Below are 18610 nucleotides of genomic sequence, written 5' to 3'. Positions count from 1 at the left end.
GGCCCTCTTGGGCACCACACGCCCGGCGAACCAAGGACGGGTCGAACCCATCCCCCCGTGGACGCGCCTCCAACAAAAGATGCGTCGAACCCATCTCCCCGTGGACGCGCCTCCAACAAAAAGATGGGTTGCTCCCATCTCCGGGTGGACGTGACTCCAACAAAAGATGGGTCGCACCCGTCTCCCGGTGGACGTGCCTCCAGCAAAAAGATGGGTTGCACCCGTCTCCGGGTGGACGTGCCTCCAACAAAAGATGGGTCGCACCCATCTCCGCGCTGGAGACGCCCCCTCCCTCGCCTACTTGCACCCCAGCCGGCACACCATGGTCGCCGTGTAGGCGCACCCGTGGTCACCCCAGATCGAGGAGCTCGGTCCCGTGCACCGGAAGGCGCACCCGCGCCCGTCCGCGGTCGTCTCGGCCGTCAGCCGGTAGCCTTCCGCGTTGCAGCTGCCCGTCGACGACAGGCAGCTCGCCAGCTGGGGCTCGCACTGCTCGGCCACGTAGCCGGCCGGGCAGGTCCAGTCCACGCTCGCCCGCCCGTAGTCCGGCGACCGGCCGGTCTCGGTCGCGATCGGCTCGTGTTTCGAGAAGGTCGGCATCCCCGTCGTGACCTGGAGCGGCACCACGACCGCGCGCTCGCGCGGCACCACCGGGGAGGCCGGGTCCTTCGGCTGCACGACGAACGTCTCCCGCCGTGTCTGCCGCTCGCAGCCGGCGGTCTCGCCCTCCGGCGTCCACGAGAACGTGAGCTCCGCGCTGCCGTGCGCGGGCACCTCGACCGCGCGCTCGCCGTGGGTCACCCGGATGTCGACCTGCGCCCGGTTCGTGATGAGCGCCTGCGCCGTCCCGGTGGCGCCGTAGGGCACCACGCCGAGGTCGAGCGGCAGCGGCGCGATCTCCGGCTCGGCCAGCGAGAAGCGGCAAACGTCCGCGACCGGATAGATCGCGTACGCCAGCGGCACCGCCTTCTTCACCTCGAGCCGCAGCGCGCCGAACGCCTGCCCGCCGCCCTTCGCGCCCGCGACAGGCGCGCCCTCGACCCCCTCGATGGCCAGCTCCCCGACCGAGGTCATCGTGACGCGGCGGTCCCCTGCCTCGATCCGGGCCTTGAACAGGCCGATCGCGGTGCCGTGCGCCTCGCCGGCGGTCACGTCGGTCTCGTAGGCGACCATCGCGCCGCGCTTCACGGCCCCGATGAAGTGCGTCGCGCGGCCGCAGGCGCAGCCGCCGCCCGCCGCCGGCACGACGCTCTCGGTCGGATCGAAGAACTGCGGATCCTCGTCCGCGACGAGCGCCATCGCGACGAGCCGCAGCCGGCGCCTGTCGAGCGTCCCTCCGGCGCTGAAGTACGCCGGCAGGTCGACGTCGGCGCCCACGAGGACCGAGTCGACGGCGATGCCGACGTAGCGGAAGTCGATCGCGCGCTCGCCCGGCGCCGGGGCGGGCGCGCCCGGCGCCGCCGCGATGGCCGGCGCTGCCGCGGCGGCGATCGCGCCCGGGGCCGCCGACCCGCTCGAGCCCAGGTTCGCCGCCGCGCCAGCGGGCGCCGCCTGCGCCGCCTTCGGCTGCGCGCAGGCGAGGCCGACCGGCGAGAACACCCCCGCCGCGCTCCGCGACAGCCCGCGGCCGGGCACCATCGCGCTCGATGTGTCGAGGAGGTAATCGTGCCGCACGTCGCTGAACGCCCGCGCGGCCGCGAGCAGCGCCCCGGCCTGCGAGCAGCCGCTCCCCTTGCAGTCCGGCAGCACCGCCGCGCTGCCCGACCGGCGCGGCGGCGCTGCCGGCATCTCCGGCGGCCCGGGGCAGCCGAGCGCCGACGCCACCGCCCCCAGGAGGAGCGCGCCCGCGCGCGCAGGCGCGGCACCCCGTCGACGAGCGCGCTCCGCGCCGCTCACGGCCATGCGATCGTCATCCACCGGACGCGCCCCGAGCCGCTCACCGAATCGTCCGCGAAGAACAGCGACGCGCCCGATCGCCCCGCGAACGCGGGCGACACGTCCTGCGACGCGCTGCCGGTGAGCCACGCCAGCGGCTTCAGCGAGGGCGCCGCCGCGTCGCCCGGCGACAGCGTGAGCGCGTTCAGCACCACCGAGTCCCCCGGCGCGGACGCGAGCACCCCGCGGCAGACCTTGTCGCAGGCGAGCGCGACCGACGACACAGCGGCGCCGTCCGGGCCGGCGACCGCGATGGGCGCGCCCTGCGCCGCGCCGCTGTTGTCGAGCCGCACGAACCGCGCGATCCCGCCGGCCGGCGCGCCCCCGCCGGGCGCGCTCTCCCCGGCCGGCTCGTCGACCCAGCCGACGACGACCCCGCCCTCGAGCGGCGCGAGCACCGGGCTGCGCGAGTGCTCCGGCGACGCGTGGAGGCGCGCCTCGTCCCCGATCCGCTGCAGCGTCTTCGCGTCGAGCCGCGCGAGGAAGACATCGCCGCTCGCCTCGCCGCTCGGTCCGCCCGCGCCGCCGCCCGCCGCGTCGCCCGCCGGACGCGCGTCCGACCACACGAGCCACGCCTCCTGGCCGCGCACCGCGATCTGCACCTCGGCCGCGTCGAGCGGCGCGTTCGTGATGCGCCGGTCCGGCGCGGTCCTGTTGAGCGCGCGGTCGATCCGCGCCGCGTACACCTCGGCGTTGCCGTCGCGCGTGTCGACCCACGCGACGATGAACCCCCCCGCGCCGTCGTAGGCGATCGCCACGTCGGACGCCTCGCTCGGGGCGCCGCCCGGCTTCTTCCGCGCCGCCGTGGTGAGCTTCTTCTGCGCGATCTTCGCGCCCGTCGCGTCGACCTTCGTCACGTAGACCTGCGTCTCGCCCCGCTCGCGCGCCACCCACGCGAGCACGCTCTCGCCCGGCGCTGCGCCGCCCTTCCCCTTCGGATCGGCCGGGAGCGGCGGCGCCGCCGCGATCGCGACGCCGCCGAGCGACGACGCCTTTTGCGAGAGGACGTTCAGCTTGCCGAGGCCACCCGGGGACGCGGCGCGCACCGCCAGCGTCGCGGACAGGTCCTGCCCGCGGGGCGCGCCGTCCGACGCCCCCTCGACGAAGTACGTGACCCACGCCGAAAGCGCCGCGCCGCCGTCGAGCTCGGCGGCGGCGACCCTGGCGATGTGGTCGCCCTCGGCGAGCGCGCGCACCGCGGTCGCGCGCGGCGGCGGGTCCCTGTCCTCCCGGAACGCGGGCGCGCGCCACGCGCTCTCGCGCACCGGCAGCGACACGAGCGCGAGCGGCGCCCGCGCGCCCGCCGCGCCGGCCCTGCCCGCGCCGCCCGGCTGCGCGCCCGCACCGGCCGCGGCGCTCGCGAGCGTCGCGCACGCGCCCTTGTGGCAGCTCAGCCCGCGCACGAGGTACGGCACGCCGTCGGTCGCCGCGAACGGCGCGGCGCGTACCGGCTCCGCCGCCCGCACCGAGAGGTCCGGACCGAAGCGCACGAACGTCGGCCAGACCGGCGGCGCGGCCGTCCCGCCGCGATCCGCCTTGAGCGCCGCGGGCGCGAGCGTCACGGCCGCGAAGCCATCGCCGTCGGCCGCGAGGTCGGGCGGCCCGCTCGCGCTGAAGACGAGCGCCGCCCGCTCCGCGCTGAGCGCCCCGTCCGGACCGACCGACGCGAGGTGGATGAAGCGCCCCGCCCCGCGGGCCTCCGCGCCGCCCCCCTCGCGATCACCGCCGCGGGCGCGCAGCAGGTCCTCCCACGCGAGCAGCGCCCGTCCGCCTCCTTCGGCGGGCGCCACCAGCGACACGAGCGCCTGCTCGCCGGACGGAGGCGTCGCCTGGCGCGGCGTCACGGCCACCTTGCCGCCCGGCTCCACCGCCGCGAGGTAGACGGCGCTGTCGATGTCCCGCTCGTCCGTCCAGGTGAGCAGATAGCGCCCGCCCACGACGGCGATCTCGAGATCGACCTGCGCGGTCGGCTCGGGGCTGACCGCCACCGGCGCCGACACCTTCCCGGCCGCGTCGATCTCCAGGAGCGCGATGGATCCGAGCTTCCCGGCCTCGGCGGCGTCCTCCGCGTCGGCCTTGCGCGCGGGCTTGCGCTCGGCCCTCGGCGGCTGCGCGGCCGGCGGGAGCACCAGGGCGACCGCCGCGCCCCGCTCGGTCGCGACCGCGTGCCACCCCAGCACCTCGCGCGCGACCGACGCGGGCGCCGTCGGCTTGCTCGCGGCGCCCTTGCCCTGCGCCACGACCGTCATGACCACGTCGACCCGGCCGTCACGCGGCATCTCCCACAGCACGAGCGCCCCCGCCGCGTTCGGGAGCACGTCGAGCCACGTGATCTCCTCCGCGGTCTGCGCGACGAGGCTCGCCGGGGCGACGGGCTTGCCGGCCGGGTCGAGCGAGAGCACGCGCACCGCGCGGCTCCCCTCGGCCTGCTCGATCCACGCGGCGATGTAGCCCTGCGGCGTGGCGCGGAGCGCGGCGACGGGCACGTCGGCGGCGGCCGGCCCTGCCTCGATCACCTCTCCTCGCGGCGCCCCGTCCGCGCCGAGGACGCGCGTCCGCCACCGGCCTCCCGCGGCGTAGAGCAGGAGCGCCTCATCGCCTCGCCGGGCGAGGTAGGGCGTCGCGTCCTCGTCGTCGAGCTCCGCGATCACGTGGGCCGGCAAGAGGGGCGGCCCTTCCGGCGCCTTCGGCTGCGCGGGCGGCGTCTTCACGACGCGCGCCGCGCGCGCGGGAGGGGCCTGCGCCGCGCCGGAGCACCCGAGCATCAGAGCGAGCGCGGCGCCGAGCAGCGCCGGCGCGCGGTACCGGAGCGCCGCGCCGCTCGGGCGGCCCGCGCCGCTCGGGCGGCCCGCGTCGCGCCACGAGCCGCGTCGAACCCAGGGGAGAGCACTGCGGACGAGCATGGCGGCGACCATGCCAGAAGCGCCCTCCTCCCGCTACAGGGCGCCGTTCGCGGGCGAAGGGGCACGCCCGGGTCGCACGCCTGCACCCGCACGATGCACGGGGCCTGAGGAGATCGGGCCGCGGGCTCGCCCTGCGCGCTCGGCAAGGGGTCCGGGGACCTCCCACGTCCTGGAGCGCGCGTTCTGGAACGCGCTGTCCAGAATGCGCAGTCGAGCGTCCACCACCCCCACCTCCTGGAGCGCGCGTTCTGGAACGCGCTGTCCAGAATGTGCAGTCGGGCGTCCACGACCCCCACGTCCTGGAGCGCGCGTTCTGGAACGCGCTGTCCAGAATGCGCAGTCGAGCGTCCACGACCCCCACGTCCTGGAGCGCGCGTTCTGGAACGCGCTGTCCAGAATGTGCAGTCGGGCGTCCGCGACCCCCGCGCCCTGGCGCGCGCGTTCTGGAACGCGCTGTCCAGAATGCGCAGTCCTAGAACGCGAGCAGGCGTCCGAGCAGCGACCTGTACCTGCGCAGGGCGAGCCGAAGCTCCTCCGTCGAGGCCTCCGACGACCCGAGCTCGCTGTCGAGCAGGCGTTGCAGCGCGCCGCGCTCCTCCCGGAAGCTCTGCGCGACCCGCTGGATCACCTCGGTCACGAGCGCGTCGGCCTGCTCGACCGCCAGGCGCGGCGCCTCGATGAAGCTCGCCTGGATCGCGCTCCAGCGCTCGGACAGCTCGCGCGCCTCGTCCGGCGTGAGCACGGGCGGGCGCTCCGGCCAGGGCTCCCCGGTGGGCCCGCCCCGCGCCGTGTACACGGCTGGCTGCCGGCCTGACTCCGGCGGGGGCTCCTCGTCACCACTCCGCGCCTCGGGCAGGCTGCTCTCGCGCGCCGTCACCATCCGCTCTCTGTGCAATGGGCTCACGATGGCCACCTCTCCGCTCGTTCGCGTTGTGCGCCCAGCAGGCCAAGCAAGCCGCATGCGCGTCCCGCTGTGCATCCGTGCCCGCCGCGCGCCGAGGGATATCCCTCACCCGCCGGGGAGGCGGAAGAGTGCGGAAACCGTGCGCTGCGCGGCGGAGACGCCGCTGGGAGGAGGACGCCCGGGCTCAGCGGAACGAGGCGCGCAGCTTCGTCGCGAGCGCGCGGATCTCCACCACGACCTGCAGGAAGGCCTCGTCCTCGTCAGGCCACCGGGTCACGGCGAGGGGCTTGTGATCCTTGCACTCCTCCAGCAGGTTCTTCCTCGTCTGCTCCGGCAGGTCCTTCGGCATGCCTCTCGGCAGCCACTGGAGCCCGGCGAGGCGCGTCGTCTCCCAGTCGCAGCGGCGGAGCAGGATCGGCACGACCGTCGCCTGCCCCGCGTCGCGCCGCTCCATGGCGCGCGTCACCTGGACGTCGCCCTGCTCGGAGGCGAGGAAGCTCGCGCTCACCAGGAGCAGGATGAGGTCGGCCTCCTCGAGGTGCTCGCTGATCGCGCTCTCCACGTCCTCGCCAGCGCCGATCTCTCCGCTATGCCACGGAGCGATGAGCCCCTCCCGCTTCATGCGGTGCATGTGCACCTCGAGGCGCCCGAGGAGCTCCTCGTCGCGCGGAGCGTAGGAGAGGAAGACGCGGACCGGCCGCGGCGCTGTCGCGCGCTGGCCCGCCGGCGGCGCCGTGGTCGGCGTCGCTGTCGCGCGCGCGCTCGGCGGCGGAGGGGCCGGCGCCGCGGCGCGCGGCGGCGGTGGAGGCGCCGCGCTCTGCTCCAGGCCGAGGAGGATCTCGGCGACCTCCGCGTGATCCCCGGCCTGGTTCTCGTAGACGATGAGCCGGACGCCCGACTCCTCGAGCAGCCGGCGGCGGAACGGCGGCACGCCCTTCGGGAGCAGCGCGAAGTGCATGGGCGGCTGCCCGCCCGAGAGCGCGCGCACGCGGGCGAGCGTCTGGTCGATGTTGTCGTCGGCGAGGCCGAAGCCCACGAACAGCATGGAGTGCGTGCGGTAGAGCGCGCCGAACGCGTCCTGCAGGAGGGGCGAGCCGAAGATCGCGCGGTCGTACTGCTCGCGCGAGAACACCCACGTGTCCCACGCGCGCAGCGTGCCGTGCAGCTTCAGGATGAAGCGCCTGTCCATGGCGACGTCGCCCGCCGGCCGGTCGACCACGCGCCACTCGCCCTGGAACGCGCGCTCCAGGAAGCGGTCGATGTTGGTGGTGAGCACCGCCTTGAGCCGCGGCTTGAGCGCGGCGATCGCCTGCGCCACCTCCGGCACGTCGCGGCCCGTGTCGTCGAGCTCCTTGTCGACCGTCCAGTTGAAGTCCTGCGCCCCGAGCGCGAGCTTCGCGGCGGACAGCGCGTGGATGAGCTGGTTCGAGGAGATGTACTGCTCGATCTCGTCGACGACCGCGGGATCGGCGCTCCGCCGCCGAGCGCGGTCGCGCAGCCGCTCGGCGAGCTGCTTCCAGGTGGGCATGCCCGCTGCGGCCGAGACGCCCGCGCCCGCGAAGATGATCAGGTTCCCTGACGCGTAGCGCTCGCGCAGCTGCTCGAGGATCTCGTCATCCATCAGCCACCAAGATACCGCGGATCCGCGCGCGCGGGCGGACCGCGCCGCGCCCCTCACCGCGGGGCCGAGGAACGCCGCTCGGCGGCCAGCGAGAGGCCGACCCCCAGCCACGCCCCCTCCACCGCGCCCGCCGCGCCGCGGGCGTCCTCGTAAGGCGCCGGCCGGAGCACGACCCCCGGGTCCAGCGTGAGCCCGAGCCACAGCGGGCCGCCCAGCCGCGTCTCCACGCCGAGCCCGACGCCAGCGCGGGCCGACCACGTGTCGCGCGCGCCCGGGATGCCGTCGACGGAAGCGGCGGCGGGGAGCCTGACCGAGGCGATGGAGGCGCTGGCGCCGACCGACAGGCGCCATGATGCGGCGAGCCAGAAGCGGTAGTCGCCCGAGACGCCCCCCTCGAGCCACCGCAGCGTCTCGCCGCCGGACGGCGTGGCCAGCAGACGGGCGAACAGCGACTCGGTGAGACGCAGGCGCCGGAGACCGAGCGACAGGCCGGCTCCACCGAGCACGCGCGGCCCACCCGAGACGACCGCCGCATACGGACCGGCCGAGACGGACAGCGCGTCGAGGTCGCGCGAGGCGAGCTCGATCTCGTCCGGCGTGGGGCGCCGCGGCGGCGGCGCCCGCCGCGGGGCGCGCGCCCGACGCATCTCGGCGAGGATCATCTCGGAGGCGGCGATCGCGACGAGGCGCGCGGCCACGTCCGAGGTGAGGCCCGAGACGGCGATCTGCCGCCGCACGATCGCGCGGCCGTCGAGGCGCACCTGGATCTCGAGGCGGGCGGCGGTGGGCCGGTCGATCCACACGGTCGCGACGCGATCGTCGAGCGGGCCGACGGGCTCGGCGGCGAGCGTCGCGCCGTCCGGGAGCTCGATCTCGAGCAGGCGCCGCAGCCGGACGCTCGAGAGCTCCTCCGCCGCGCCGCGCGACAGCGCGACGCGCACCTCGACGGACCCCGGCGCCGCGGGCGGCGGCGGCGGCGCGCTCGGCGCGAGGGCCCGGCCGCTGCTCGCCACCGCGACGTAGGGCTCGGCCGCCTCCGCGGCGGCTCCGGCGAGCAGCAACGCGGAGCTCAGCAGGCCCACGCGCGCGAGCAGGGGAGGCGCATCGCGGCGCGCGGCGCGCATCGGGGGCCGGAGGCTCGGGCGGCTCGGGCCCGTCCTCCGCGGCCGCGTCCTCGCCGGAGATGATCCGCTGAGCATCCTCGCACCGGCCATCGGGGTACCTGGCCACATACTCCTGTGCCGCCGGAGATGCCTCTTTCTTGTGCCCGAAAGCCCCCTTCGCGCAGGCCGCGCCCTTCGCCGCGTCGCGCTCGCACCCCAGGAGACCGCCTCTGCTCGTAATATTTCGCTGCCAGCGCTCGATAGCAGAAGATGCGGTGACCACCTGCGCTCGCCCGCCCTCGGCGGAGCGCGCACGGCGCCGGACGCAGCCCCCCGCGTCGCCGCCGCTCACGCTGCGCGGCGCGCCGCCGTCCCCGGACTAGGCCTCTGTACGGAACGCAGCCACCACCCAGTTCACGTGGCGGCCGCGATCGTCGTTGCTCGAGTGACGCTTGAAGAGGGGCATTCTCAGGATGCGCACATGATCCTGGATGTTCGTCATGAACGGCGAGCCCGAGATCGGCGTCCCGTCGGGCCGCACCTGCCGCCCCTCGATCTTCAGCTTCTTCAGCACCTCGAGCGACGCGAGCCGTAGGAGCTCATAGGCCCTGTCCGGGTCCTTGCTGCTCACGGACACGATGAGCTTGCCGAACGTCGGGTCCTTGTTGACCAGGACGTCCCCCTCCTCGAAGCCGCAGTCGAAGCGGACCTTCAGATCGGTGAGGCCCTTTTCCTCGAGCGCCTCGCGGATCGCGTCGGTGTCGGGGAGCGCGATGCGGTCGAAGATGCCGGCGTTGGGCACGAACAGCCCCTTGCCGCCGTCGCGCGAGTCCCTGATATCCGGCTTCCAGCTCTCCGCGTTGATGCGGAACTCGCGGCTACAGTGCGTCTGCACCACCTGCTGCTGCTCGAAATCGATGGGCTGCCCGTCCGCGATGCGCATCTGCCACGCGACGAGGTTCACGGGGACGCGGCCGCGCTTCCGCTTGATGCCGTAGCTCTCCTCGCTGACCGGGTGCTCCACCTGGATTCGCGTGTTCATCTCCAGGAAGTAGAACTTCCCGTCCTTGAACATCAGCTCCACGGTGCCCGCGCCCACGTAGCCCACGCGCTCGGCGATCCGCACGGCGAGCCCGCAGATCCGGTCTTCCAGGCCGGGGTACCGCCGGAGCAGGGCCGGCGGCGCCTCCTCCTGGACCTTCTGGCTCGCCCGCTGCTCGCTGCAGTCGCGCATGCCGAAGTGCCGCGTGTTGCCGTAGCGATCCCGCAGCACCTGCACCTCGAGGTGGATCGTCTCCGGGATGTTCTGCTCGAACATCACGCCCGGCTGCCAGTTGTACGCCTTGATCTCGCCGAGGACCTTCTGGATGGCCTGGGGCACCTGCTCCTCGGTCGGGATGACCGCCTGCCCGCGCCCGCCGCCGCCGTTCGCCGCCTTCAGCCGCCCCGGGAAGGTGAAGCCCCCGGCGGCGTGCGTCTCCAGGATGACCCGCTGGATCTCGTCCGGATCGTCGCTGTCGATGACCAGGCCCGGCGTCACCGCCGTCGGGTCGAACTCCTGCGCCATCAGGCGGAACTTGCGCTTGTCGCCGGCGTTCTCCACGACGTCCTGCATCGGGCCGACGAAGACGATGTTCTTCTGGCGGAAGTGCCGGATCGCCGCGGCGTTCTCCGCGAGCGGGCCGTACCCGGGGTAGAGGCCCGCGCGCGACAGCTCCTCCTCCCACCCGGCCCCGAAGCGCCGCTCGAACTCGGCCCTCACCTTGTCCGCGATCTGGACGTAGTTCGCGTAGCTCTCGCGGAAGCTCCCCTCGAGGCCCACCGCGAAGCCGCCGCCCGCCTCCGCGATCCGCACCTGGAGCGCGTCCTTGTCGTCCTTGAGGCTGTACAGCACCACGGGGACCTTGCCGAGGGCGATGGCCTCCCGCGTCGCCCGCACGCCCATCTCGCCCTTGTCCGCCACGAGGATGTACCTGAGCTGGCCCGCGCTCACGGTCGTGGCGGGGTAGCTGTCCAGCCGGTGCACCGCGGCGTACAGGAGGTCCAGCACCTGCGCGTCCTCCCGGTGCAGCTCGGCCGCCCGGGAGCGCAGGAACTCCGCCGCCTGGTCGCGCAGCGAGGGCACGTCCTGCTCCAGGATCAGGAACTTGAGGAAGCGCTCCTCCTCGAGCTCGCGGCGCTTGAGCGCCCGCAGCAGCCCGTCCTCCAGGTACCCGGCGAACCCGTCCCGATCCGCGTCCGTGATCGACGCGCGCGCCTCCCGGATGCGCGAGAACAGGTCCTCCGCCTCCGACAGGAGGTCCTGCACCCGCACCTCGTCGTTCAGCTGCCGGCGCAGCGCCGTCTCCAGCGGGCGCTGCCAGCCGAAGTGCGTCCTCCACACCTCGCCGTTGGCGATCAGGTAACGCAGCCCGAGGAGGCGGTGCGCGTCGGCGCCGCCGGCCAGCGTGCCCAGATCGAGCAGCACGAACCCCGGGACGCCCATCGCCGTGGTGAGCGCCTCCATCGAGGAGACATAGCCGCCTCGAGGCAACACCAGCTTCCAGGGCGGAAGCGCTTGAGGGTCCTTGCGAGCGGGTAAGGAGCTGGTGCGGACGGCGGTGGTCATTCCAAGTGGCTCTCCGGCACGGCAAGGAAGCGCAGAACCGTTACGCGATGTCAAGCCTGTCCGCCAGCCAGGCAGGTGGAGCCCTCATCGCTCACCAGCCGCGTTGACGCTGCCCACGGCCCGTCGAGGCCGTCGCGGCGCGGACCTCGAGCGCGCCCTGCGGGCTGCTCCGCCGCGGAGCTTCGACTTACCCCCTCGGACAGCGCGACATCGATCCCTGTCGTGTCGCGGATTCCCCACGACGCGCGCCCACGAGAACGCTCGAGCTGTCTGCCGTGACAGCGATCGTGGGCAGTCGTGAGCGCTCGCGCCGGGTGAGGCGCCAGCGCCGCGCGGCAAACGCGGAGGCCGGCGCTGCCGCCGCGCGGTCGTCGTCAGCGCGGCGGCGCGCGGTGATGCAGGCTCGACAGGGAGGAGATCGCGAGGAGGGGCGCAGGCGGGCGCGGGCGGATCAGGGCGCGGGGCTCGCGTCGGGGGTCGCCGGAGGAGGCTGGGGCGGCGCGGCCTCCTCCTCCCCCTCCGCGGACGCCTCCTCGCCGGAGACGATCCGCTGGACGTCCTCGCACCGGCCGTCCGGGTACGTGGCCACGTACTCCTTGGCCATCTCCGACGCCTCGTCCTTGTGCCCGGCGACCACCTCGGCGCGGATACGCTTGCAGAACGAGTCCTCCGCGAGGTTGCCGTCGGGCGACAGCGATCGCGACTGCTTGTAATATTTGGCTGCCAGAGCCTGCTCGCCCATGCTGGCGTACATGTCGCCGAGCTTGTACGCCGCGATCGGCGCGTTCGCGTCGCTCGGGAAGCCCTCGACGACGCGCGCGAACGCGCGCATCGCGGCGGCGCGGTCGCCGCCCTTGGCGCGCAGCAGGTCGCTGAGATCCATCAGCTCCCTCGCCGTCTTGGCCGAGGCGATCGCCCCGTCGACGCCGCCGCTCTGCTGCTGCAGGCTCTGCAGCGCCTCGGCGACGTTGCCCGCGTTGTACCGCGCGCGCCAGTCCGGCGGCGGCGGCGCGGCCACCGGCGACTCGACCGGCGCCTCCTCCACGGGCGAGCGCGGCACCGACGCGGTGCGCGGCCGCCGCGGCTCCGGCGGCGCCACCACCGCCGTGCGCTGCCGGATCGGCACCCCCTCCTCGGCGTCGCCGCGCCCGAGCTCCCGCGAGCCGGCCGGCGACGTGAGCTTGACCGAGCCGTCGGCGACGTCGACGTCGATGTCATCGACGTTGTGCTTCACGCGCAGCACGCTGCCCGACGCCATCGCGAGCCGCGCCTCCCCGGCGACGAGCGCGACCGCCGCCGTGCGCGGCCCGCTCACCGTGTCGAGCGACGCCTCGCCCTGCACGAGCCGCAGCGTCAGCGCGCCGCCGTCCGCCTGCTCGACCTCGACGGTCGTCCCCGGCGTGAGCGAGATCGTGCCGCCGCCCGGCAGCTGGAAGGTGCGCGCCTGCGTGCCCGCGGCGAACACGTCGACGAGCGACGGCAGGTCGTCGGTCGGCGCGACCGCCGTGGGCGCCGCCGCGGCGGGCTCCCCGCTCCCGATCGACTTGCCGAGCCACACGCCGCCCGCGAACGCGGCGAACGTCGCCGCCGCGAGCAGCGCGGTCGCGCTCGCGCGTCGCCGCGGCGACGGCTCGCGCGCGTGAAGGTCGTGCTCGATACGGTCCCAGACGCGCGCGATCCGCTCCTCGGTCGCGTGGTCGCGCAGATCTGCCGGGGCGATCCTGGGTAGCCCTCGACGGCTCATGATGACGCCTCGTTGTTGGTGGAATCCACAAAATGTCCGTCGAGGAAGTGTTGCGCCCGTGAAATCCGACGCTTGACCGTGGCCAGCGAGCAGTCGGTCATCTGCGCGACGGTCTCGAGATCGTGCCCCTCCACCGAGCGGAGGATCCACGCGATCCGGTCGTCGGCCGGCAGCGTCTGGAGCAGGGCGTAGATCTGCGCGATCTGCGCGCGCGTGTGGGGCGAGGCCGCCGGGCTCGCGAGGGCGTCGAGATCGACCGGCTCGCTCGACTTGCCCATCCCGAGCAGGCCGAGCAGCCGCGTGCGCCGCATCCGCGAGCGGACCTTGTGCACGACGATCGAGCCGAGCCAGGCCCGGAAGGCGGCAGGATCGACGAGATCGCCGAGGCGCTCGAAGGCGCGGAGGAACGCGTCGTGCACGATGTCCTCCACGTCGCGCGCGGAGCCCTCGATGCGCGTCGCGAGGTGGATGGCGAAGGCCGCGTGCCGCCGGTAGAGCTGCTCGAGCGCGCTCACGTCCCCGCGGGCGCCGAGGATCACGAGCTGCGCGTCCGGCAGCTCCGTAAGGGCCGCCCTGCGCTCCGCCGGTCCGGTCGCGACGGAGCGCCGCCTGTCGCCGACGTTGCCCGCGCTCGCGTCCCCGGGCCGGACATCCGAGCGGCCGCGCTCCTCCGGAGCGAAGGCGGAGCCGACGTCGCCCGCGTCGTCCTGAGCCTCCACGACCGGGGCGGCCGGGACGACGGGTTCGACAAGGCGCAGGCGCCCTCGCTGAGGTCTCAGAGCCATGGGTTCGTAACCTGAAAGGAGCGGGTGACCGTGTCGCGACGCCCTCGCGGGAGGCGGGCCCTCGGCCGTGCCGGGGCGCCGCACCCTGGGGCTCCTGTCCCGAGCGGAGTCAGGAGCGCCCCGAGCTTCCCACAGTTTTCTAGACGCCTGGTGGGGCTCGGGCGGCTCATCGAAAAAACTGTGAGCCGTTCTGTCGACCAGCGGCGTCTGGGTGGGTGGCCGCCGGATTCGACGTGCGGCTCATACGTCTGCTGGTTGGGGGCGGCCTCGCCCCCTCTTTTTCGGAGGATTTCCCATGAACAAGCTCGTTCTTGCGCTCGTCGCCGTGTCGGTCTCGTCCCTCGCCATCGCCTGCGGCGGCAGCGCCCCGGCGGCGTCCGACCCGTCGGCGACCCCGGCGGCGACCGACCCGGCGGCGGCCCCGACGGACACGGCCCCGGCGGCGACGCCGGAGTCGGCTCCCTCGGCCCCGGCCGACCCGGCGGCTCCGACGGCCCCGGCCGACCCGGCGGCCGCCCCCGCTGGCAAGTGAGCCACCTGCGCGGCGCGTCGCTTCCTCGGTGAAGCGCGCGCTGCGGAGTGCTTTGGGCGGCGCCTCTCCGGAGGTGTCGCCCTCTTTCATTTTGTGCCTCCGGGCAGCGCCCGGTTCCGCGCTGTGCGGCGTGCGGCGCCTGGCTCCGCGGTTCCGCGCGCCTCCGTCCCCGGCTCCTCGGACCGCATCGCCGGCCCCGCCAGCTCGCGCCCGGCCCCGCCTGCCACGCGGGCCAGCGACGGCGCAGCTGTGCTTTGCCGCCCTCGGCGGACCCCGTCCATGTATGTTCCTCCGGACGCCTGACTGTGGACGGTTCAGCGCGACGCAGCCGCGGCCAGCGCCCCGTTCCCGCTTCCTTCTCGAGACCTGATCTCTCGTGTCCCGGGGGCTGATCGTATGGGTACCACTCGCCGGCTGAGCTTCATGCTGCGGTCCGGGCGGCATCGCCCCGGCCTCTTCACCCCGCGCGCCTTCGCCTGGTCCGCGCTCGTCGCCCTCGCGGGGGCCGGGCTCGGCGCGGGCTGCGGCCGCAGCGAGGTGTGGGAGGATCCCGACCCGTTCGCCGCCGCCCCCCCGGCGTGCGGCGATGGCGTCTGCGACGGCATCGAGGACTGCGGGAGCTGCGGGGTCGACTGCGGCTCTTGCCCGAGCTGCGGCGACGGCGCATGCGACCCCGCGGGCGAGTCGTGCGGGAGCTGTCCCCTCGACTGCGGCCTGTGTCCGAGCTGCGGCGATGGCGCGTGCAGCGGCGCCGAGTCGTGCTCGACGTGCCCGGCCGACTGCGGCGTCTGCGCCGCGTGCGGCGACGGCGCGTGCGCGGCGCCGGAGGACTGCCTCTCGTGCGCCCCCGACTGCGGCGACTGCGCGTCGTGCGGCGACGGGGTGTGCGACGCCGCGATCGAGGGGTGCTTCTCCTGCGCGGCCGACTGCGGCGTCTGCGACGCGTGCGGCGACGGCGCCTGCTCGGGGACGGAGACGTGCGCGTCGTGCCCGCGCGACTGCGGCGTTTGCTCGGTCTGTCCGAACGGCGTCTGCGAGCGCTTCGAGACGTGCTCCATCTGCCCGGCGGACTGCGGCGCGTGCGAGCCCGCGGGCTGCCTGGAGGTGACGACCTGCGCCTTCCAGTGCGTCGATCTCGAGCAGGCGCCGCCGACCGTCAGCCTCGCGTGCGTCTCGAACTGCGTCGCGCAGGGCTGCGCCGACGTGCAGTTCTTCGTCGATCAGGTCCTCACGTGCGCCCTCGCGTCGTTCCCCGTCTGCAACAGCGACTTCGATTGCGTCCAGGAGCAGTGCGCCGCCGAGATCGCGGCCTGCATCGGGGCCACCTGCTGAGCGCCTCCCCGGGGCGGCGCGGGCGCCCGCCCTCCTGCGCTCCCTCCACCTCGGCCCCCGGCCTCGGGCTCAGGCGTCGTCGAGGAGCTCCTTGGCCGTCAGCTCGCTCGCGGATCGCCCGTGCTCGTACTCGAGCAGGCCGAGCGCCGCGTAGCGCGGCCGGATCCGCCCCGAGAGCAGGCCGATCCGCTTCAGGTTCGGCACGATCCGCTTGAACATCGTGCGGCGGAAGAACCCCATCAGGTCGCTGGCCAGCATGAGCTGGTCCCACTCGCAGCGCGTCATGCGGTGGGCATAGAACTCGTCGTAGAACTCGTGCGCCAGGAACCGGTTGCGCAGCAGCAGCGACAGCTCGAACGCCCAGTCCTCGCGCTCCCTCCGCGCCCGCTCGCTCATGCCCTCGCGGTAGAACCTGCTCAGCGCGAGGACTCCATAGTGCACGTGGCGCGCCTCGTCGGTGATCACCGATCGCAGGACGTCCTTGAGGAGCGGCTCGCTCGTCACCTGTCGAATCGAGCTGAACGCGCCCAGCGCCAGGCCCTCGATCATGATCTGCATGCCCAGGAACTTCATGTCCCACCGGCTGTCGCTCATGATCGCGTCGATGACGACATACAGGTTGTCGTTGATGTCGTAGAGCTTCTCGAGCTTCTGCGTGAGGTAGGCGTGGAACACCTCGACGTGGCGCCCCTCGTCCGCGACCTGCGTGCTGCCGTAGAGCTTGGCGTCGAGCGAGGGCACGGACTCGGTGACCTGCGACGCGGCGAACAGCGCGCCCTGCTCGCCGTGCAGGAACTGGCTCAGCATCCAGGAGAGGAGGCCGTGGCGCTGCGTCGCCCGCTCCCGCTCGGAGAGCCGGCGCCAGAGGGGCAGCCTGGACGGCGGCATCCAGCTGTCGGGCAAGAGCTGCATTGTCGGATCGAGCCAGTCGACGCTCCGGGACCAGTCGAGGTCGGTCGTCGCGTTCCACTGGGACGTCTTGGCCAGGTGGTAGAGCTTGGCCATGTCGGGGTCGTCCCGTCCGTAACTCCAGTTAAAGCTGGCCTCGTATCCAACAGAGATATCGGTCGAGCGCACCCCCTTGCCGCGCCGCTGGACGAAGCCGCGAAAAGCAGGGCCAAGGAGCGACGCGAGCACCCGGACGTTGCCGCTCATCGATGCGTCGCGGAGGAGAGGGGCGGAATCGAGGAGGGTCTGGATAGCTTGCTGGATGCGCATGGACATGAGAGCTTTCCGGAGCGGCCAGCCGCGGGCCGGCGACCGCGGGCGACCGTTATAATGGCATCCACCGGCCAGCGGCAATCGTCTCCTCTGTCTTTTTGCGTCGTCATAACGACTCCGGGAGCTCCCGAGTCCGACAGGGGAAACACGCTGAGCGCGCGCCCGTCGCTCACCTGACATGACAGCCGCTGACGAGCCGCCGCGTCGCCGAGCCGCCGACGACTGCGCGGCGCCCCGCCTCAGATCATGCCGCTCCGCAGGGTCGGCGCGGGCGACGAGCACTGCGCTGAGCGCTCCCCGATCAGCAAGAGACCGGGCGGACCCGCCGAGAGCTCGAGTCCGTCGACGCCCCTCACCGCCTCCTCCGTCGCGCAGAGCCCGTGCACCTCGTCGGCCGGCGCCCACTCGCCGACCCGCGCCAGATCGCCGCCGATGATCTCCGGGTGCATGACCGAGCGCACCACGACCTGCCCGGCGTGCAGGCACAGGTTCGCGTGCACGCGCCCGTCCGCGCGGCTCCTCAGCGCGATCTCGTCGCGGAGCGCCGAGGCGATCTCGATCACCCCCGCGCGCTGGCGCAGCGCCTCCTCGGGGTCGCCGGAGAGCAGGCGCACGGCGAGGATCTCGCTGCCGGTCATGGAGACCAGCGTGAGCCCCGCGTCCCGGAGGCGCTCCTCTGCGAGGTCGAGCGCAAGGCCGAGCGCGTCGGCGAGCGCGTCGTCGAGATCGTCCGCCTGGGTGCGCGCCCGGAGGTCGACGTGGACCGCGATCGCGTCGGCCACGACCTCGGGCAGGGTGCTCCGCCCGGACGACGGCTCGCCCACCGCCTCGCGTAGCGTGCAGAGGAAGCTCTTCACCGAGGGGAAGCGGAGATCCGGCTGCTTTTCCAGGCAGCGCAGCACGACAGCGTCGAGCGCGGCCGGCAGCGGCGTCCGCCGGCTCGGGCGCGGCGCCGGCTCCTCCAGGTGCTGCCGGAGCAGCTCGGTCGGGTTCGCCGAGTAGAACGGCAGCTTGCCCGTGAGCAGCCGGTGCAGCAGGACGCCCAGCGCATAGACGTCGACGCGAGCGTCGATGGGCCCGCCGAGGATCTGCTCGGGCGCCATGATCGTGAGCGTGCCGGGCGCCCTCCCGGCCGTGGTGAAGCTCGTCGGGCCGTCGTCGGGCTCCATCAGCTTGGCGATCCCGAAGTCGAGGAGCTTCACCGTCCGCGGCGCGCCCCGCGAGACGAAGATGTTGCTGCCCTTCACGTCGCGATGGATGATCCCCGCGGCGTGCGCCGCGTCGAGCGCCGCGCAGACCGGCTCGAGCAGCTCGAGCGCCTGCTCCGGCGAGAGCCTCCCCTCCTGCCGGAGCAGCACGTCGAGCGTCATGCCGTCAAGGTGCTCCATCATGTAGAACGGCCTGCCGTCCCCGAGCTCGCCGACGTCATGGATCCGGACGATCCCCGGGTGATCGAGCCGCCGCACCACCTCGATCTCGCGCAGGAAGCGCTTCACCATCTTCGGCGAGGCGGCGAGCGTGCCGTGGAGCACCTTCATCGCCACGCGCGCGCCGGTCCGGATCTGCCTTGCTTCATACACGGCACCACATCCGCCCCGGGCGATGGGGGAAACAACACTGTAATCGCCCGCACGCGCGCCGCACGGCAGCTCTCCTCTGGAGAACGAACTCTCCTCCAGGGAAAATGCCCGTGTCTCATCATTACGCGTCGCCAGTCCATCCAACGTCATAAACCCCCCGATGCGCATAAGGTCTCGCCCGATCGCCGGTTTTCACAGCGCGGAACGCTCATGTTGCCACTGCACGTCGCTTCCCCTGGTGGTACAGTAAATCCATCGTTATCCAGGCGGTAGCGTATTCCATCTGCCGGTCGAATAGGGGGGACAAATGAAGGGGCGAGTCCGCTCACGTTACCTATGGAC

At 73.6% G+C, this 18610-nt stretch carries 12 protein-coding genes; 2 read left to right on the top strand and 10 right to left on the bottom strand.

Translation table 11 applies throughout. From position 1 onward, the window contains the following. Positions 1-297 precede the first annotated feature (297 nt). The 8 genes from WME89_RS51220 to WME89_RS51185 form a co-directional block, all read right to left on the bottom strand. Complete coding sequence (locus WME89_RS51220) at positions 298-1902, bottom strand: hypothetical protein (protein ID WP_438006777.1); 1605 nt, start codon at positions 1900-1902, stop codon at positions 298-300. Further along, positions 1893-4850 carry a hypothetical protein gene (locus tag WME89_RS51215; protein ID WP_438006776.1) on the bottom strand — a complete coding sequence of 986 codons (2958 nt, stop codon included), beginning with the start codon at positions 4848-4850 and terminating at the stop codon, positions 1893-1895. Before WME89_RS51215 ends, WME89_RS51220 begins: the two co-directional genes overlap by 10 nt. A gap of 460 nt (positions 4851-5310) precedes the next feature. After that, on the bottom strand, positions 5311-5742 hold the full coding sequence (locus tag WME89_RS51210) for a hypothetical protein (RefSeq protein ID WP_437622292.1): 432 nt from the start codon (positions 5740-5742) through the stop codon (positions 5311-5313). A 184-nt stretch (positions 5743-5926) separates the two neighbouring features. Continuing rightward, on the bottom strand, positions 5927-7363 hold the full coding sequence (locus WME89_RS51205) for an SIR2 family protein (RefSeq protein WP_438006775.1): 1437 nt from the start codon (positions 7361-7363) through the stop codon (positions 5927-5929). Positions 7364-7416: 53 nt separating this feature from the next. Further along, positions 7417-8487 carry a hypothetical protein gene (locus WME89_RS51200; protein WP_438006774.1) on the bottom strand — a complete coding sequence of 357 codons (1071 nt, stop codon included), beginning with the start codon at positions 8485-8487 and terminating at the stop codon, positions 7417-7419. A 358-nt stretch (positions 8488-8845) separates the two neighbouring features. Next, a complete protein-coding gene (locus WME89_RS51195; protein WP_438006773.1) occupies positions 8846-11002 on the bottom strand; it encodes a biotin carboxylase N-terminal domain-containing protein in 2157 nt (718 codons plus the stop codon). A gap of 523 nt (positions 11003-11525) precedes the next feature. Beyond that, positions 11526-12818 carry a tetratricopeptide repeat protein gene (locus WME89_RS51190; protein WP_438006772.1) on the bottom strand — a complete coding sequence of 431 codons (1293 nt, stop codon included), beginning with the start codon at positions 12816-12818 and terminating at the stop codon, positions 11526-11528. Next, positions 12815-13603 carry an RNA polymerase sigma factor gene (locus WME89_RS51185; protein WP_438006771.1) on the bottom strand — a complete coding sequence of 263 codons (789 nt, stop codon included), beginning with the start codon at positions 13601-13603 and terminating at the stop codon, positions 12815-12817. The genes WME89_RS51190 and WME89_RS51185 overlap by 4 nt, the downstream gene beginning before the upstream one ends. Before the next feature lie 295 nt (positions 13604-13898). Between WME89_RS51185 and WME89_RS51180 the strand changes: the two genes are divergently transcribed. Next, entirely contained in the window at positions 13899-14135 is a 237-nt protein-coding gene (locus WME89_RS51180; RefSeq protein ID WP_438006770.1) for a hypothetical protein, read from the top strand. 396 nt (positions 14136-14531) lie between these two features. Continuing rightward, positions 14532-15467 (top strand): hypothetical protein, encoded by a 936-nt coding sequence (locus tag WME89_RS51175; protein WP_438006769.1) that lies wholly within the window; start codon positions 14532-14534, stop codon positions 15465-15467. 69 nt (positions 15468-15536) lie between these two features. Here WME89_RS51175 and WME89_RS51170 read toward each other — a convergent pair whose 3' ends face one another. Continuing rightward, the gene (locus WME89_RS51170) at positions 15537-16691 is read right to left on the bottom strand and encodes a ferritin-like domain-containing protein (RefSeq protein WP_438006768.1); all 1155 of its coding nucleotides are present in this window, start codon (positions 16689-16691) and stop codon (positions 15537-15539) included. A gap of 236 nt (positions 16692-16927) precedes the next feature. Further along, entirely contained in the window at positions 16928-18418 is a 1491-nt protein-coding gene (locus WME89_RS51165; RefSeq protein WP_438006767.1) for a serine/threonine-protein kinase, read from the bottom strand. Between the last annotated feature and the right edge of the window lie 192 nt (positions 18419-18610).

The sequence above is a fragment of the Sorangium sp. So ce321 genome (genome assembly GCF_051530195.1).
GTDB lineage: Bacteria > Myxococcota_A > Polyangia > Polyangiales > Polyangiaceae > Sorangium.
The sequence above is the reverse complement of the archived record's forward strand: the minus strand, read 5'-3'. Positions and strand labels throughout refer to the sequence as shown.

Bases quoted from the DNA above. Each gene is read 5' to 3' on its own strand.
- WME89_RS51220 (WP_438006777.1), bottom strand. From the start codon at position 1,902: ATGGCCGTGAGCGGCGCGGAGCGCGCTCGTCGACGGGGTGCCGCGCCT.
- WME89_RS51215 (WP_438006776.1), bottom strand. From the start codon at position 4,850: ATGGTCGCCGCCATGCTCGTCCGCAGTGCTCTCCCCTGGGTTCGACGC.
- WME89_RS51205 (WP_438006775.1), bottom strand. From the start codon at position 7,363: ATGGATGACGAGATCCTCGAGCAGCTGCGCGAGCGCTACGCGTCAGGG.
- WME89_RS51200 (WP_438006774.1), bottom strand. From the start codon at position 8,487: ATGCGCGCCGCGCGCCGCGATGCGCCTCCCCTGCTCGCGCGCGTGGGC.
- WME89_RS51190 (WP_438006772.1), bottom strand. From the start codon at position 12,818: ATGAGCCGTCGAGGGCTACCCAGGATCGCCCCGGCAGATCTGCGCGAC.
- WME89_RS51185 (WP_438006771.1), bottom strand. From the start codon at position 13,603: ATGGCTCTGAGACCTCAGCGAGGGCGCCTGCGCCTTGTCGAACCCGTC.
- WME89_RS51180 (WP_438006770.1), top strand. From the start codon at position 13,899: ATGAACAAGCTCGTTCTTGCGCTCGTCGCCGTGTCGGTCTCGTCCCTC.
- WME89_RS51175 (WP_438006769.1), top strand. From the start codon at position 14,532: ATGGGTACCACTCGCCGGCTGAGCTTCATGCTGCGGTCCGGGCGGCAT.
- WME89_RS51170 (WP_438006768.1), bottom strand. From the start codon at position 16,691: ATGTCCATGCGCATCCAGCAAGCTATCCAGACCCTCCTCGATTCCGCC.
- WME89_RS51165 (WP_438006767.1), bottom strand. From the start codon at position 18,418: ATGACGTTGGATGGACTGGCGACGCGTAATGATGAGACACGGGCATTT.